This window comes from Thermus islandicus DSM 21543, from assembly GCF_000421625.1.
Lineage (GTDB): Bacteria > Deinococcota > Deinococci > Deinococcales > Thermaceae > Thermus > Thermus islandicus.
This window is the reverse complement of the sequence record NZ_ATXJ01000002.1, coordinates 107,625-122,353: the sequence shown is the minus strand read 5'-3', so window position 1 is coordinate 122,353 and position 14,729 is coordinate 107,625. Positions and strand designations below refer to the sequence as shown.

The following is a 14,729-nucleotide window of genomic DNA, read 5'->3' as shown; positions in this document are numbered from 1 at the left end:
ACGGGGAGATTATACCCCTTAGGCCCAGCGCACCCAGCCCACCCGGCCCGTGACCGGGTGCCTCAGGGCCAGGCGCACCCCGTAGGCGTAGCTTCCGGGGCGGGAAGGCCGGTAGGTGGCCTCGTACCCCTCCTTTGCGGGAAGCAGGGAGACCACCTCCACCTCCCCGGTGCTCCTTTGCGCCACCAGCTGCACCTCCAAGAAGGGCCAGAGGGCCTCGGGGACCTCCCCTTCCAGGAAGGCGCGCACCCGGAAGGGTTCCCCGTTCAAGGTGACGTAGCCCGGGCCTTCCACCCGAAGGCCCAGGGCGAAAAAGGCAGGGAGCGCCTGATGAAAGGCGGAGAGCACCCCCACCTGGGAGCGGGCCATCCGGGCCATCTCCGCCCCCTGTGCGTAAAGGGCCAGGTACTCCCCCACCATGTGGGCGGCGCTGTAGCGGGGGCCCACGGTGCGGAGGCTCTCGTGAACCATGGAGAGCCAGCCCGAGGAGTAGCCCTCCGGACCCTTGGCGTAGAAGAGGGGAAGCACCTCAAACTCCAGGACGTCGTAGAGGGCCTGGGCGTCCGCCATGTCCTGGGCCTCCTCGCTCTCGTAGGCCCGCTCGTCGCCGATGGCGAACCCGTTTTTGCCGTTATAGGCCTCGGCCCACCACCCGTCCAGGATGCTGAGGTTGAGGACGCCGTTCAGGGCGGCCTTCATGCCGCTCGTGCCGCTCGCCTCCATGGGCCGGCGGGGGGTGTTGAGCCAGACGTCCGAGCCCTGGACCAGGATCCGGGCCAGGTCCAGGTCGTAGTCCTCCAGGAGCACCATCCGGTCCTCGAGGCCGTACTCCCGGATCCTGGCCACGAGCTCCTGCAGGTAGGCCTTCCCGGGCTCGTCCTTGGGGTGGGCCTTGCCCGCGAAGACCCACTGGATGGGGTAGGGCCCCCGCAGGATCTTGAGGAGCCTTTCCGGGTCCTTGAAGAGGAGCACAGCCCGCTTGTAGGTGGCGAACCGGCGGGCGAAGCCGATGGTGAGGGCCTCGGGGTCCAAAAGCCTTTCCACCTCCCTGAGGCGGCGCGGGCTCTCCCCGTTCCGGCGGCGCTGCTCGTAGACCCGCTGCCGCACCTCCCGCACCAGCTCGGCCCGGAGCTCCTTGTGGATGCGCCAGAACTCCTCCCCCAGGCCCTCCACCCTCCAGGTGGCCGGGTCTTCCGGGCGGTGAAGCCACTCGGGCCCGAAGACCTCCGCGTAGTGGCGGCGGAGGCGGGGATGGAGGAAGGTCCAGGTGTGGACCCCGTTGGTCACGTGGCCGATGGGGACCTCCTCCGGGAGGAGGCCGGGCCAGAGGTGCTGGAACATGGCCCGGGACACCTCGCCGTGCAGGCGGCTCACCCCGTTCGCCTGGGCGCTGGTGGACAGGGCCAGGTGGGACATGGAGAAGACCCGGCCCCAGGGTTTCTCCTCGAGGCCCAGCCCCAAGGCGCCTTCCCGGTCCGTGCCCATCCCCGCCCACAGGCCCCCCAGGTAGCGGTCTATGAGCTCTAGGGGAAAGGCGTCGTGCCCTGCGGGCACGGGGGTGTGGGTGGTGAAGAGGGCCCCGGCCCGGGCCAGCTCCAAGGCCACGGGGAAGGAATGCCCCTCGGCCACCATCTCCCGGACCCGCTCCAGGCCCAGAAAGGCCGAGTGCCCCTCGTTCATATGGAAGACCTCCGGGAAAAGGCCCAGGGCCCGGAGGAGGCGCACCCCGCCGATCCCCAACACCATCTCCTGCTGGAGGCGGACCTCCGGCCCAGGAGCGTAAAGCCTGGCGGTGATGGCCCGGTCCTCGGGGGCGTTCTCGGGAAGGTCGGCGGTGAGGAGGTAAACGGGCACCGCCCCCACCTGGACCCGGTAGGCGGAAAGCCACACCAGGCGCCCGGGGAACTCCACCGCCACCTTGAGGGGCCTTCCCTCCCCGTCCCGCACCGGGAATAGGGGCAGCTCCTCAGGACGCAGGACCTCGTAGACCTCCACCTGGGCCCCCTCGGGGGAAAGGCGCTGGTGAAAGTAGCCCTCGTGGTAAAAGATCCCCACCCCCACCAGGTTCAGGCCCAGGTCGCTCGCCGCCTTCACATGGTCCCCCGCCAGGACGCCAAGCCCGCCCGCGTAGATGGGCAAGGCGCTGTGAAAGCCGTACTCCGCGGAGAAGTAGGCCACGAGGGGGCCCCTCTTGGCCTCCCGCGCCTTCAGGTAGTCCCAAAGGACCTTGAGGACCGCCTGGACCCGGGCGGGATAGCTGGTGGCGGCGAGCCCTTCCAGCCGGGCAGGGTCGGCCTCGAGGAGGAGCTTGACCGGGTTGCTGCGGAAGCGCTTCCAAAGCGCGGGGTCTATCTCCTGGAAAAGCTCTCCCGCCTCCGGGTGCCAGCTCCACCAGAGGTTGTAGGCCAGCTCCCTAAGGCCCCTTAGGGGCTCGGGAAGCTGGGGCATGGCCGTGATGTGCCCTAGGGTTTTCACAGAAAGGGATTATACCCTCAGCGCAGCCGGCGCCAGAGCTCCGGGGCCAGAAGGAGGACCACGGGCAGGATCTCAATCCGCCCGGCCCACATCTGCAGGATGAGGACCAGCTTGGAAAGGGGGGCCAGGTGGGCGTAGGAGGCCATCGGGCCCACCGCCCCAAGCCCGGGACCGATGTTGCCCAGGGCCTGGGCGCTGGCGGTGAAGGCCACCACGAAGTCCTGCTCCCATAGGGCAAGGAGCAAGGCCCCCAGGGTGAAAATTAGGGTGTAGAGGAAGACGAAGACGGAGACCTGGCGCAAGGCCTCCTCCCCCACCACCCGGCTCCCCAGGCGCAAGGGGAGGACGGCCTGAGGGTGGAGGGCCCGGGTCACCTCCCGGCGCAAAAAGCCCAGCAGGAGGAGCCAGCGCACCAGCTTGATGCCCCCTGCGGCCGAGCCGGCGCTGGCCCCCAGGAACATGAGGAGGACCAAAATCGCCTGGGCCGGCACAGGCCAAAGGGCGAAGTCGGCGCTGGCGTAGCCGGTGGTGGTGAGGATGGAGACCGCCTGAAAGAGGGCGTGGCGCAGGCTCGCCTCGAGGCCGTACAGCCCATGGGTGTAGAGGTAGGCCGCCAGGGCGAGGCTGGAAAGACCCACCACCAGGGCGTAGGCCCGGAACTCAGGGTCCTGGAACAGGGCCCGGGGCTCCCGGGCGAAGAAGAGGCGGTACTGCAGAAGGAAGTTCACCCCGGCCCAGAACATGAAGAAGACCCCCAGCCACTGCACCACGGGGGAGTAGGCGGCAAAGCCCATGGGATGGGGGCTAAAGCCCCCGGCGGAGACGGTGGACCAGGCGGTGGCCAGGGCCTCGTAGGGGCTCAAACCCCCAAGGAAGTAGCCCAAAAAGGCCAAGCCCGTGAGGAGGAGGTAGGCCCAGAGGGCGGCCCGGGCGGTCTGGCGCAACCTAGGGGTAAGGCGCTCCTTTTCCACCCCGGTGGTCTCGGCGAAGAAGGCCTGGCGGCCCGCCACCTGGAGCTGGGGCAGGATGACCAGGAAGAGGACCACGATGCCCACCCCCCCCACCCATTGGGAGAAGCTCCGCCAGAGGAGGAGGGTTCGGTCCACCCTGGCCAAGTCGGTAAGGACCGTGGCCCCCGTGGTGGTGAAGCCCGACATAGACTCAAAGAAGGCGTCCAGGAAGCCAAGCCCCCCCGAGACCCAGTAGGGCAGGGCCCCAAGGAGGGGTACGGAAAGCCAAAGGAGGGCCACGGCCGCGAAGACCTCGGCCCGCTTGGGCTGGGGAGAAAGCCCCTGCCCCTGGAAAAGCCGCCCGGTCAGGAAGGCCAAAAGGGCCCCTAGGGCGAAACCCCGGGCGTCCTCCCCTAGGACCAGGGCCAGGAGGGCAAAGAGGAAGAAGAGGACGGCCACCCCCTGGTGCACCGGGCCCAGGAGGCGGAAGGCGCCCCAAGGACCGGGCCTAGTGGACGATGCGGGCCAGGACCTCATCGGCCACCTCCTGGGCCGCCACCAGGTAGAGCCGGTCCCCGGGGAGGGCCTCGAGGTCCTCCCGGTAGAGCATCACGCGGTGGTCCCGCTCCAAGGCGATGGGCACCGCGTCCGGCCGGGCCAAGGCCCTGAGGAGGCTGGGGCGGAACTCGCTGGGAAGCTCCACCTCCAAAAGCTCAATGTTCTCCTCCATGGTGGAGACGTGCTCCACGTTCTCCGGCCCCAGCCAGTCCAGAACCGCCCGCACCGCCGCTTGCCTAGGGGTGAGGGGCAGGTCTATGCCCACCCGCTCAAAGAGCCTGCGGGTCTCGGAGCGGGAAACCCGGGTGATCACCTTGCCCACCCCCAACTGCTTGGCCAGGAGGGAGGCCAAGAGGTTCTTCTCGTCGTTGTCCGTGACCGCCACCACCGCGTCCGCCTCCCGGATCCCCTCGGCCTCCAGAAGCTCCAGATCGGTCCCGTCCCCCTGGATGACCAGGGCCCGGGGAAGCTCTTGGGAGAGCCACTCGCACCGCTCCCGGCTGGGCTCAATCACCACCACCTCCACCCGGCGGGCCAAGAGCTCCTTGGCCACCATGAAGCCCACATTGCCGCCCCCGATGACCATCACCCGGCGCACCCCGCGCCCCGAGGCGAAGCAGGCCTCCAGCTCAGGGAAGGCCTTCAGGGTGGTGACGAAGAGGAGCTTGTCTCCAGGCTCCAGCACCAGGGTGGCCCAGCCGGGATGGGCGAAGCTGAGGAAGGCCCCATCCCGCACCACCCCCACCACCAGAACCCCTTCAGGCCAGGCCATCTCGGCCAGGGTCCGGCGGGCGTAGGGCCCGCCCTCCTTTACCCGGTACTCCACGAAACGGAGGCGCCCCTCGGCGAGGAGCTCCATGTCCACCGCCTCCGGAACCAGGATCACCTCCACGATCTCCCGGGCCATGGCCCGCTGGGGCCAGAGGACCTTGTCAATGCGGGTGCCCAGGATCTCCGCGGTGCGGGGGTCGGCCAGGACGTCCACATACCCCCCCTTGCCCACGAAGCAGAGGACCTGCCTCGCCCCGAGGCCCTTGGCGAGAAGGGAAGCCAGGAGGTTCACCTCGTCGGAGTCGGTGCTGGCGATGAAGAGGTCCGCCCGGTCCACCCCCGCCTCGCGGAGGGTATCGGGCTCCGTGGCGCCGCCGACCACCACCTTGACGTCCAAGGGAGCCAGGCGCTCCCGGGCCTGGGGGTTCCGGTCTATGACCACCACCTCGTGGGCCTTCTCCAGGGTGCGGGCCAGCTCCCCGCCCACCTCCCCGCCCCCGGCGATCACGATGTACATACCGCCCCCATCCTAAACCTGCACCCCGAAGAGGTCATAGGTGTCCGCCCGGGTGATGCGCACGGGGATCCTCTCCCCCACCCGGACCGTGCCGTCCGTCTCCACGTAGACCACCCCGTCAATGCCCGGGGAGTCCCGGTAGGAGCGGCCTATGGCCAAGCCGGGCTCGGGAAGCTCGTCCACCAGGACCTCGAGGGTCTTCTCCACGAAGCGCTGGTTCTTCCTCAGGCTGATCCGGGCCTGGTGCTCCATAAGCCTCGCCCGGCGCTCCTCCTTTACCTCCTCGGGCACGGGGTCAGGAAGCCCGTTGGCCTCCGCCCCCTCCACGGGGGAGTAGGCGAAGACCCCCACCCGGTCCAGCTCGGCCTCCTCCAAAAACTCCATAAGCTCCTGGAAGTCCGCCTCGGTCTCGCCGGGAAAGCCCACGATGAAGGTGGAGCGGAGGCAGAGCTCGGGCACCACCTCCCGCCAGGCCTTCAGGGTCTTGAGGTGGCTCTGGTAGCCGCCGGGGCGGCGCATAAGGCGAAGGATCCGCTCGGAGGCGTGCTGCAGGGGCACGTCCAGGTAGGGCAGGACCTTGCCCTCGGCCATGAGGGGAAGGAGGTCCCTCACGTGGGGGTAAGGGTAGACGTAGTGGAGGCGGATCCAGGCTCCAAGCTCCGCCATGTGGAGAAGAAGGTCCTGGAGGTGGGCCCGAACCAGGCGGTCGCCAAAGAAGCTTTCCCGGTGGCCCAGGTCCACCCCGTAGGCGGAGAGGTCCTGGGCGATGAGGAGGAGCTCCTTCGTGCCCGCGGCCACGAGCCTCTGGGCCTCCGCCAGAACCTCGGCGGCGTCCCGGGAGCGCAGCCTCCCCCGGAGCTTGGGAATGATGCAGAAGCTGCACCGGTGGTCGCACCCCTCGGAAAGCTTCAGGTAGGCATAGTGGCGGGGGGTCAGCTTCACCTGGGGCGGGACGAGGTCCAAAAAGGGGTGCCGGGGGGCGGGGAGCACGCTCTGCACCGCCTCCAGCACCCGCTCCACCTCCCCTGGGCCGGTGACGGCGAGCACCTCGGGGTGCCGCTCCCGGATGACCTCGGGCCTCGCCCCCAGGCATCCCGTGACCACAACCTTGCCGTTTTCCCGTAGGGCCTCCCCGATGGCCTCGAGGCTCTCCTCCACCGCGGGGGTGATGAAGCCGCAGGTGTTGACGATGACGAGCTCCGCCTCCTCATAGGTGGGGCTCGTCTCGTAGCCTAAGGCGCGGAGCCGGGAGAGGATCTGCTCCGAGTCCACCAAGGCCTTAGGGCACCCCAGGCTCACAAAGCCGATTCTTGGCATACGCCTCCCGGGGGCAAAGCCCCGACGGGAGAAGAGTATAGCCGAGGGAAAGCCCAAGGGCTAGGGGAAGCTCCGGGTAAGGGGCTTGCCGGGCTCCCCCAAAGGGCCCAGGTCCTCCCCCTCCAGGACCACCCGCACCGCCGCCGGGTTCCCGGCGCGCACCTCCACGGGCAGGTCAAAGGCAAGCTCCGCCCCCACCTCGGGAATCCCCTCGTAGAGGCGCTTCCCCCCCTGGGTGACCCTGAGCCAGCTGCGGCCCTCCAGCCTCAGGACCAGCCTGCCCTTTCCGGCCGCGGCCGCCTGGGGCGGAGGGGCCTCAGGGAGGGGCTTGAGGCGGTAGGAGAGGGCGAGGGGCCGGTCCAGGAGCACCTCCTCCTCCAGGGGCGCATAGCCCGGAAGCTCCAGGCGCAAGACCCTCCTGCCCCCCTCCACGGGAGGGCTCTGGAGGGGGGTCTGGCCCAGGTAAAAGCCATCCAGGTAGACCCTGGCCCCCGGAGGATCGGAGACCACCCTCAGGGAATGGCGCTCGGGCGCCTTAGGAGCGGGCGCCGGGGCGACCTCCACCACCTGGACCGGGGCCGGGCGGAGGAGGCGGTAGGCCCCGTAGCCGAGGGCGAGGAGGGCCAGGAGGACCAGGAAAAGCCCCAGGGGGCGTCGGGCCCTTCTGGGCCTGGGTGGGGGAAGGGGGGAAGGCGGGGCGGGGTAGAGGGCGAGGAGGGGCTCCGGGTCCAGGCCGAGGAGGAGGGCGTAGCGGCGGAGGTAGCCCCGGACGAGGGGAGGCTCGGGGAGGCGGTCAAAGCGGCAGGCCTCCAGGGCCTCGAGGACCTGGACCTTCAGGGCCAGGCGGGAGGCGGCCTCCTTCAGGGAAAGCCCCCTTTCCTCCCGCGCCCGCCTAAGCCTTTCCCCTAGCTCGCACACAAGGCTATTCTAGCCCGGCCAGGGCCACGGCCACCCGGGCGGCAAGGCGGGCATTTTCCAGGAGAAGCCTCTCGTTGACCCGGTCCGTCTCCCCATCGGAAAGCTCCGAGAGCCGGCGGAGGAGATAGGGGGTGAGGGCCTTCCCCGCCACCCCTTCCCGGGCCGCCTGGCGGTTCGCCTCCGCCACCATGCGGGCCACCTCCTCGTAGGGCAGGCCTTGGGAAACCGGGTTCACCAGGAGGACGGCTCCGAGGCCCAAGGCCTGGGCCTTGCGGAAGAGGAGGGCGGCCTCGAGGGGGGTGTCCACCCGGGCCGGGACGGGATAAGGGGAGGAGGGGGAGTAGAAGGCGGGGAGGCGGTCGGTGCGGTAGCCCACGAGGCCGATCCCCAAGGTCTCCATCCTCTCCAAGGTGGCCCCCAGGTCCAGGATGGCCTTAGGGCCCGAGGCCACCACCAGGATGGGGGTGCGGGAGAGGGCCACGAGGTCAGCGCTCTCGTCGTAGGGCTCCGGGTGGACGCCTCCGATGCCCCCCGTGGCGAAGACCTGGATGCCGTGAAGGCGGGCCAGGTGGACCGTGGCCGCCACCGTGGTTCCGGCGCTTTTCCCCTGGGCGAGAAGGGCGGCCAGGTTCCAGAGGCTGGCCTTCTCCGCTTTCCCCTGGGCAAGCAGCTCCTTCTCTTGAGAGGAGAGGCCTACCCGCACCTCTCCCCGCACCAGGGCGATGGTCTTGGGAACCGCCCCCTCGGCCCGCACCGCCTCCTCCACGGCCTCCGCCACCTCCAGGTTCAGGGGGTAGGGCAGGCCGTGGGTCAGGACCGCGGACTCCAGCGCCACCCACGCTTCCCGCATGCGGCCACTATACCTCAGGCCAGACCAGAACCTCCTCCCCGACCCTGAACCCGTGGAAGAGGAGGAGCTCAGGGGCCAGCTTGAGCTCCACCCCAAGCCCCTCCGCCCCCTCCACCCCTAGGGCCGCCTCCGCCCTTCCCCGCACCCGCACCCGGTGGAAGCCTCCGTAGTGGGCCCGCCAGGCGGCAAGGAGCAGGGCGTCCACCTGGGCTCCCCTGGGCCCCAAGGCCACCCGCAGGCGGACGGTGTGGGGCACGCGGGGCAGGACCTCCACCAGGCGGAGGCGGGCCAGGCGCCCCAGGCGCCGCACCACCTCCTCCAGGGGAAGCCCCGTGGCGGGGAGGAGGTCCAAGGGGCTCCTCCCCTCCCCCAGGGCACGGAGCAGGGCGTGCTCCGCGGGCTCGAGGCTCGCCCCTTCGGCCTTGGCCGAGGGGCGCACCAGGTCAAAGGGTCCTACCTCCACGCCCTCGTCCAGGAGGCGGAGGGCCTCGAGGAGGTAGCCCTCCAAAGGCCCCTCCAGGGAGGTCAAGGAGGCCCTCTCCCCGAGGAGAAACCGGAACCTCCCCTCCCTTAAGGACAGGATCTCCATGAGGGCCGCCCGGCCCACCTTACCCCGGTAGGTGGCGTGGACGGGCCTTCCCCCCTCGAGGTAGACCTCCCCTCCCTCCACCTGGAAGACCCCCGTCTTGCCCCCCTGGGCCAGGAGCTGGAGGAGGTCAATGGGGCCTAGGAGGCGGAAATCGCCTTCCACAGCGCCTCCAGGTAGCCCCGGCCGAAGAGGTGGACATGGACCAGCAGGTAGTAGACCTGGTAACGGGGAAGGGCCCGTCGCACCTCCTCGGGGATGGGGTAGCTTGCCTCGTAGGCCTCCCAGAACCGGCGGGGGAAACCCCCGAAAAGCCGCATCATGGCCAGGTCCACTCCCCTCTCCCCCACGAAGAAGGAAGGGTCCAAGAGGGCGGGCCCCTCCCGGGCGAAGTGGACGTTCCCCCGCCAGAGGTCGCCGTGCAGGGGGGCGGGGCCCTCGGCGGGAAGGGGCTTGCGGAAGAGGGCCTCCACCTTAGGCCCAAGCCCTTCCAGGCGGTCCCAGGTGGCCCGCAGGAGGGGCTCCACGCACCTTAGATAAAAGAATTCCGTCCAGTCCCCTCCCACCCGCTCCGGCAGGGGAAAGGGGCCGAGGAAGCCAAAAGCCGCCTGGTAGAGGGGTTCGCGCCTCCGGTGGAAGCGGGCCAGATCCTCGGCCAAGCCCTCCCAGTCCTCCGGCCCGGGTTCCAGATAGCCCAGCACCAACCCCTCTTCCCCCACCCAGTGGACCCGGGGCACCCGTAGCCCCCTTTCGGCCAAGGCCCCAAGCCCCGAGGCCTCGGCCCGGAAGAGCCCCGGCAGGGGGTTGGCCGAAAGCTTCACCACGTAGGCCCCCACCCTATAGACCCGGGAGACGTCCCCCCCGTGGAGGGGTACGGCGGGGCCTTGGGCCTCAAGCCCGGCCTTCCGGAGGAGGGCCAAAGGGTCCATGCCGGTCCAAGAAGGCCTTCAGGGCCGCCTCCAGGGTCCAGTAGACCTCCCGGAAGTCCTGGAGGTCGCCGTAGTAGGGGTCCTTGACCTCCCCGCCCCCGAGCTCCTCCAGGACCAGGCGCACCTTACCCCGGGCCTCGGGGAAGCGCCCTAGGACCTCCTCCAGGTTCTCCCGGTCCATGACCAGGATGTGGTCATACCTGAGGAGGTCCTCCCGGGTGAGCCTCCGGGCCACGTGGGGGAAGTAGGCCCCCTCCTCCTCCAACACCCGCCTCGCCCTCGGATCCATGGGCTCGCCCGCATGCCAGGCCCCGATACCCGCCGAGTCCACCTCAAAAAGGCCCTCGAGGCCCCGCTCCTTGAGGAGCTTGCGGAAGATCCCCTCGGCCATAGGGCTCCGGCAGATGTTCCCAAGACAAACGAAGAGGACGCGCACGGGGCGGTCCATGCTCCCCATCATAGCCGGTCAGTAGGGCACCTCCGCCCCCACCTCCGTCCCCTTCCCCGGCTCCGACCGGACCCAGAACCTCCCGCCCCGGGCCTCCACCCTTTCGCGCATCTGGGTGAGGCCGAACCCCCCGAGGCCCTGGGCCTCGGGAGCGGCAAAGCCCCGGCCGTTGTCCCGCACCACAAGCCGCGCCCCCCTTTCCCCCAGGGGCTCCAGGCGCACCTCCACCCGGGTGGGCTTGGCGTGCTTGGCGGCGTTGGTGAGGGCCTCCTGGAGCACCCGGAAGAGGACGAGTTCGCTCGCCTGGGAGAGCCCCACCCCCTCAGGCAGGAGGAGCTGGACCCTAAACCCTGCCTGCTCCGCGAAGGCCTGGGCGTAGCGGCGAACGGACTCCAGAAAGCCGTAGCGTTCCAGGTCTATGGGCCTGAGGGCGAAGAGGCTCCGCCGGACCTCCCGGATCTGAGCACGCAGGGTATCCTTCACCTCCTGAAGGGCCTTCAGGGCGGCCTCCCGGTCCCTTTCCAGAACGCGCTCCACCAGATCCAGCTTCAGGGCCATAAAGGCCAGGCTTTGCGCCAGCCCGTCGTGGATCTCCCGGGCGATGCGGGTGCGCTCCTCGTTGATGGCCAGCTCCTCGGCCTTGAGGTAGGCCTGGGCGTTCCGCACCGCCAGGGCCACCTGGGAGGCCAAAAAGGAAAGGAAGGGGATGCGTTTGGAAAGCCCCTTCCCCTTGACCACCAGCACCCCCACCGTCTCCCGGGGCCTCAAGGGGAGGGCCAGGGTATCGGGGGCCGCGAACACGGGGCCCTCCAGGGCGCCCCTCCAGGGGCCTTCCGGGAGGAAGGGGTGGCCCGGGAGGTCCAGATCCCGCACCACCCGGGGCACCAGGAAGCCCTCCTCGTCCAGAAGGAGGACCCCCGCCCCCTCCGCCCCGGCCCAGGCGCGGATGCGCTCCAGAAGCCCCTCGAGGAGGCGGTCCAGGTTGGCCTCTGCCTTCAGGGCCTGGTCCACCTCGTAAAGGGTGAGGAGGTCGCGGCTTCGGGCCACCACCGCCTGGAGCGCCCCGCCCACCTCGTGGGCCAGCACCTCCAGAAAGCCACGGTCGGGATGTTGGGCACAGGCCTCCAGGTAGCCCTTAAGCCCGGGAAAGGGTACCCGTAGCCCCTGGCAGTCGCTCCCCGCCTTCACCCCCTCCACCTCCAGGGCCACGGAGTAGCCCAGGCTCTCCTCCAGAACCCGGGCCACCCGGTGCACCGCCTCCTCGAGGTTCTCGCTCTCCAAGGCCTCGCGAAATACCCTCCCCGCCGCCAGGAGCCTGCGGTTGGCCTCCTCCAGGGCCCGCTCTGCCCGAGCCCTCTCCAGGACCTCCTGGGCGATCCACTCCAGGACGGCATAGGTCACCAAAGGCCCCACCAAGCCGTAAAAGCCCAGGCGGAACCACAAGGTGGTGTCCTGGTGGCGGTAGGGCAGGAGGGCGAGCTCAAAGACCACCACCACCAAGGCGATCGCCGGGGGCAGGAGCCGCTGCGCCAGACGCACCAACCGGAGCACGTTATGGCTGGCCATCCCTTTTCCCCATATGGTAACGGCTCTGGTGGAGAAGCCCCCGGAGCATCTGCACCTCCCCCGGGGTGAGCCGGGCCTTGTGGAAGATACGCCTCAGCCGGCGCATGGCGTAGGGAAAACGCTTCTCATCGGTGAAGCCAATCTCCAGGATGTACCGCCCCAGGTCCTGGAAGAAGCCTTCTAGGGCCGAAACCTCGGCGAGCTCCTCCCCCGCCCCCACAGGCCCGGCCGCTGCAGCCCAACCCTCCTTCAGGGCGGCCTGGAAGATCTCATAGGCGAAGATCACCACCGCCTGGGCCAGGTTCAAGGAGGGCTGCTCGGGAGCGGCGGGGATGGTGCCGATGAGGTGGGCGAGCTCCAACTCTTCGTTGGTGAGGCCAAAGGTTTCCCGGCCGAAGACCAGGGCCACCTCTCCCCGGGAGGCCAGGACGTGACGCGGCACCTCCCAGGCGGGGACCACCGGGGCCGGGTAGAGCTCCCGGGGCCTCCCCGTGGTGGCCACCACCAGGTGCACACCTTCCAAAGCCTCCTCCAGCCGGGTCACGGCCACCGCCCGGTCCAGAACCTCCTCGGCGTGAACCGCAAGCCAATAGGCCTCCCGGGCCCAAGGCGGACCCACCCGGGAAGGCGGGTTCACCACGTAGAGGCGAAAAAGCCCGAAGTTGCGCATGGCCCGGGCCACCGCCCCCAGGTTCATGGGCTCCTGGGGCTCCACCAGCACCACCCGCACCCGGTCCAGCTCACGGCTCATGGGACCCCCTCCTGTGGGGGGGGCTCGGTCTGGGGCGGAAGGGGAGGGGGCGCCGGGGGAAGGGGCACCTTGTCCATGGGGAAGGCCATCTCCACCCCCTCCGACGAGGGGTAGCCCGAGAGGAGGTCCACCCGCACCCGCACCAGGCCGGGGGGCATGGGGATGTCCTCCGCAGGCCGGCCCCGGAGAGCCTGGGCCACGAAGTCGCGCCAGATGGGCGGGTTCACCACCGAGCTCGAGGGCTCCCGCCCGCCCATGCGCATGGGGCGGTTGTCGTCCCGTCCCACCCAGACCACCGCGGAGAGCCCCTGGGTCACCCCGGCGAACCACAGGTCCCGGGCCTCGTTGGTGGTGCCCGTCTTCCCCCCCACCACCCGCCCCGGGATGCGGGCGGCCTTGGCGAGCCCCTTCTCCCCTAGGTCGTACACGTACCCCTTGAGGAGGTCAAAGCCTTGGTAGGCCACCTGGGGATCAAAGAGGCGGCGCCGCTCGGGAACCGCCTGGTAGAGGACCTGGCCCCTGGCGTCCTCCACCCGTTCCACGAAGATGGGGGTGACCCGGTACCCCCCGTTCACAAAAGCGGCGTAGGCGGCGGCCAGGTTCACGGGGGTAATGGAGGCCCCACCGATGGCGATGGCCAAGGTGGGGTAACGCACGCTGAAGCCCGCCTGGGAGAGCTTTTCCGCCACCCGCTCCACGCCCACCTGGTGCGCTGTGTACACCGCAGGCAGGTTCAGGGAAAGGTCCAGGGCGTAGCGCAGGGTAATGGTGCGGTTTAGGAAGGTACCCGAGAAGTTCTTGGGCCGCCAGATCCCCCCGGGCTGGCTCGGGTCAGGAAACTCCAAGGGGCGGTCCGGGACCAGGCTGGCCTGGGTCCAGCCCGCCTCAAAGGCCGTGGCGTAGACGAAGGGCTTCACCGCGCTCCCCGGGTTCCTCAGGGCCCGGGTGGCCCGGTTGTACTCGTCGTTGTCCCGCCGAATCCCCCCCACCAGGGCCAAGACCTCCCCGGTGGCCGGGTCCAGGCCTACGAGGGCCAGCTCCGCCCCCTCGGGCAGGCGGGCCCTCGCCGCCGCCGCCTCCGCCGCCCGCTGCATGGCGGGGTCCAGGGTGGTGTACACCCGAAGCCCCCCCTCCCCGTAGACCTTCTCCTTACCGAAGCGGGCCTCGAGGAAGCGCCGCACCTCGAGGACAAAGTGGGGGGCCATGCGGGGCTCCACGGGGGAGACGAGCCGGGCCTCGGGGTCCACGAGTTCGGCCTCCAGAAGGTTGCCCTGGCCGTCGTACCGGACCCGCCACCCCTTGGGGGCCAGGGGCTCGCGCCAGGCAGCCTCCGCCACCTCCCGGCTCACCCACCCTTCGGCCACCATATCGTCCAGAAGGCGGCGGATCCGCTCCCGCACCCCCTTGAGGTCCTGGTAGCGGGCGTTGGGCGCGGGCACCAAGGAGGCCAGGTAAAGGCCCTCCGCCAGGGTGAGGGCAGCGGGGTCCTTGCCGAAATACGCCTCGGCTGCGCCCGCAAGCCCCACCACGTTCCCCCCCCAGGGCACCACGTTCAGGTACATCTCCAGGATCTCCTCCTTGGTGTAGCGGCGCTCCAGCTCCAGGGCCAGCGCCCACTCCTTCACCTTCCGCTCCAGGGTACGGGTCTGGGCCAGGTCCTTCAGGAGGGTGTTTTTGATGACCTGGGTGGTGATGGTGCTCCCCCCCTGGACATCCCCCCTAAGAAGGGCGTACAGGGCCCCAAAGAGGCGCACCACGTCCACGCCGTAGTGCTGGAAGTAACGGCGGTCCTCGGAGAAGACCAGGGCCGCCAGGGCCGCAGGGGAAACCTGGGAGAGGCGCACGAGCCCCCGGTGGATGGCCCTGCCGTCCTCCACGCTGGCGATCTGGGCGAGGAGGGAACCGTCCCGGGCGAAAAGGGTGGAGGTGGCGGTGAGGCGCAGGCGGTCCAGCTGGGAGAGGTCGGGGAGGTGGCGGGTGTAGGCGTAGACCAGGTAACCCAAGCCCACCCCCCCTCCGGCCAGAAGGCCGACCAGGAGGGCGAGGAAAAGCCGCAACGCCCGCACGCTTCCCAGTCTACCCAAGGGATTCCT

General features: G+C 69.8%; 12 protein-coding genes. All 12 read right to left on the bottom strand.

Translation table 11 applies throughout. The features are described 5' to 3' along the window. Positions 1-18: 18 nt before the first annotated feature. Genes glgP through H531_RS12760 form a run of 12 tightly spaced genes read right to left on the bottom strand, consistent with a single transcriptional unit; the run spans position 19 to position 14,702 of the window. Entirely contained in the window at positions 19-2,475 is a 2,457-nt protein-coding gene (glgP, locus tag H531_RS0103125; RefSeq protein ID WP_022797906.1) for an alpha-glucan family phosphorylase, read from the bottom strand. 17 nt (positions 2,476-2,492) lie between these two features. Next, positions 2,493-3,962 carry a TrkH family potassium uptake protein gene (locus H531_RS0103120; RefSeq protein ID WP_022797905.1) on the bottom strand — a complete coding sequence of 490 codons (1,470 nt, stop codon included), beginning with the start codon at positions 3,960-3,962 and terminating at the stop codon, positions 2,493-2,495. Continuing rightward, positions 3,934-5,271: a Trk system potassium transporter TrkA gene (trkA, locus tag H531_RS0103115; RefSeq protein WP_022797904.1), complete on the bottom strand. Its 1,338-nt coding sequence runs from the start codon at positions 5,269-5,271 to the stop codon at positions 3,934-3,936. Before trkA ends, H531_RS0103120 begins: the two co-directional genes overlap by 29 nt. 12 nt (positions 5,272-5,283) lie before the next feature. Beyond that, entirely contained in the window at positions 5,284-6,588 is a 1,305-nt protein-coding gene (gene rimO, locus H531_RS0103110; RefSeq protein ID WP_022797903.1) for a 30S ribosomal protein S12 methylthiotransferase RimO, read from the bottom strand. 60 nt (positions 6,589-6,648) lie between these two features. Continuing rightward, complete coding sequence (locus H531_RS0103105; protein WP_022797902.1) at positions 6,649-7,506, bottom strand: RodZ domain-containing protein; 858 nt, start codon at positions 7,504-7,506, stop codon at positions 6,649-6,651. A 4-nt stretch (positions 7,507-7,510) separates the two neighbouring features. Beyond that, positions 7,511-8,356 (bottom strand): pseudouridine-5'-phosphate glycosidase, encoded by an 846-nt coding sequence (locus H531_RS0103100; RefSeq protein ID WP_022797901.1) that lies wholly within the window; start codon positions 8,354-8,356, stop codon positions 7,511-7,513. 7 nt (positions 8,357-8,363) lie between these two features. After that, on the bottom strand, positions 8,364-9,107 hold the full coding sequence (locus tag H531_RS0103095) for a DUF4388 domain-containing protein (protein WP_022797900.1): 744 nt from the start codon (positions 9,105-9,107) through the stop codon (positions 8,364-8,366). Then, positions 9,083-9,871, bottom strand: coding sequence for a fructosamine kinase family protein (locus H531_RS0103090; protein WP_022797899.1), 789 nt, complete (start codon positions 9,869-9,871; stop codon positions 9,083-9,085). Before H531_RS0103090 ends, H531_RS0103095 begins: the two co-directional genes overlap by 25 nt. Further along, positions 9,834-10,319 carry a low molecular weight protein-tyrosine-phosphatase gene (locus H531_RS0103085; protein ID WP_022797898.1) on the bottom strand — a complete coding sequence of 162 codons (486 nt, stop codon included), beginning with the start codon at positions 10,317-10,319 and terminating at the stop codon, positions 9,834-9,836. The genes H531_RS0103090 and H531_RS0103085 overlap by 38 nt, the downstream gene beginning before the upstream one ends. An 18-nt stretch (positions 10,320-10,337) precedes the next feature. After that, the gene (locus H531_RS0103080) at positions 10,338-11,885 is read right to left on the bottom strand and encodes a sensor histidine kinase (RefSeq protein WP_022797897.1); all 1,548 of its coding nucleotides are present in this window, start codon (positions 11,883-11,885) and stop codon (positions 10,338-10,340) included. Beyond that, positions 11,872-12,636: an RNA methyltransferase gene (locus H531_RS0103075; RefSeq protein ID WP_022797896.1), complete on the bottom strand. Its 765-nt coding sequence runs from the start codon at positions 12,634-12,636 to the stop codon at positions 11,872-11,874. Before H531_RS0103075 ends, H531_RS0103080 begins: the two co-directional genes overlap by 14 nt. Beyond that, positions 12,633-14,702 (bottom strand): transglycosylase domain-containing protein, encoded by a 2,070-nt coding sequence (locus H531_RS12760; protein WP_033399254.1) that lies wholly within the window; start codon positions 14,700-14,702, stop codon positions 12,633-12,635. The genes H531_RS0103075 and H531_RS12760 overlap by 4 nt, the downstream gene beginning before the upstream one ends. Positions 14,703-14,729: the final 27 nt, after the last annotated feature.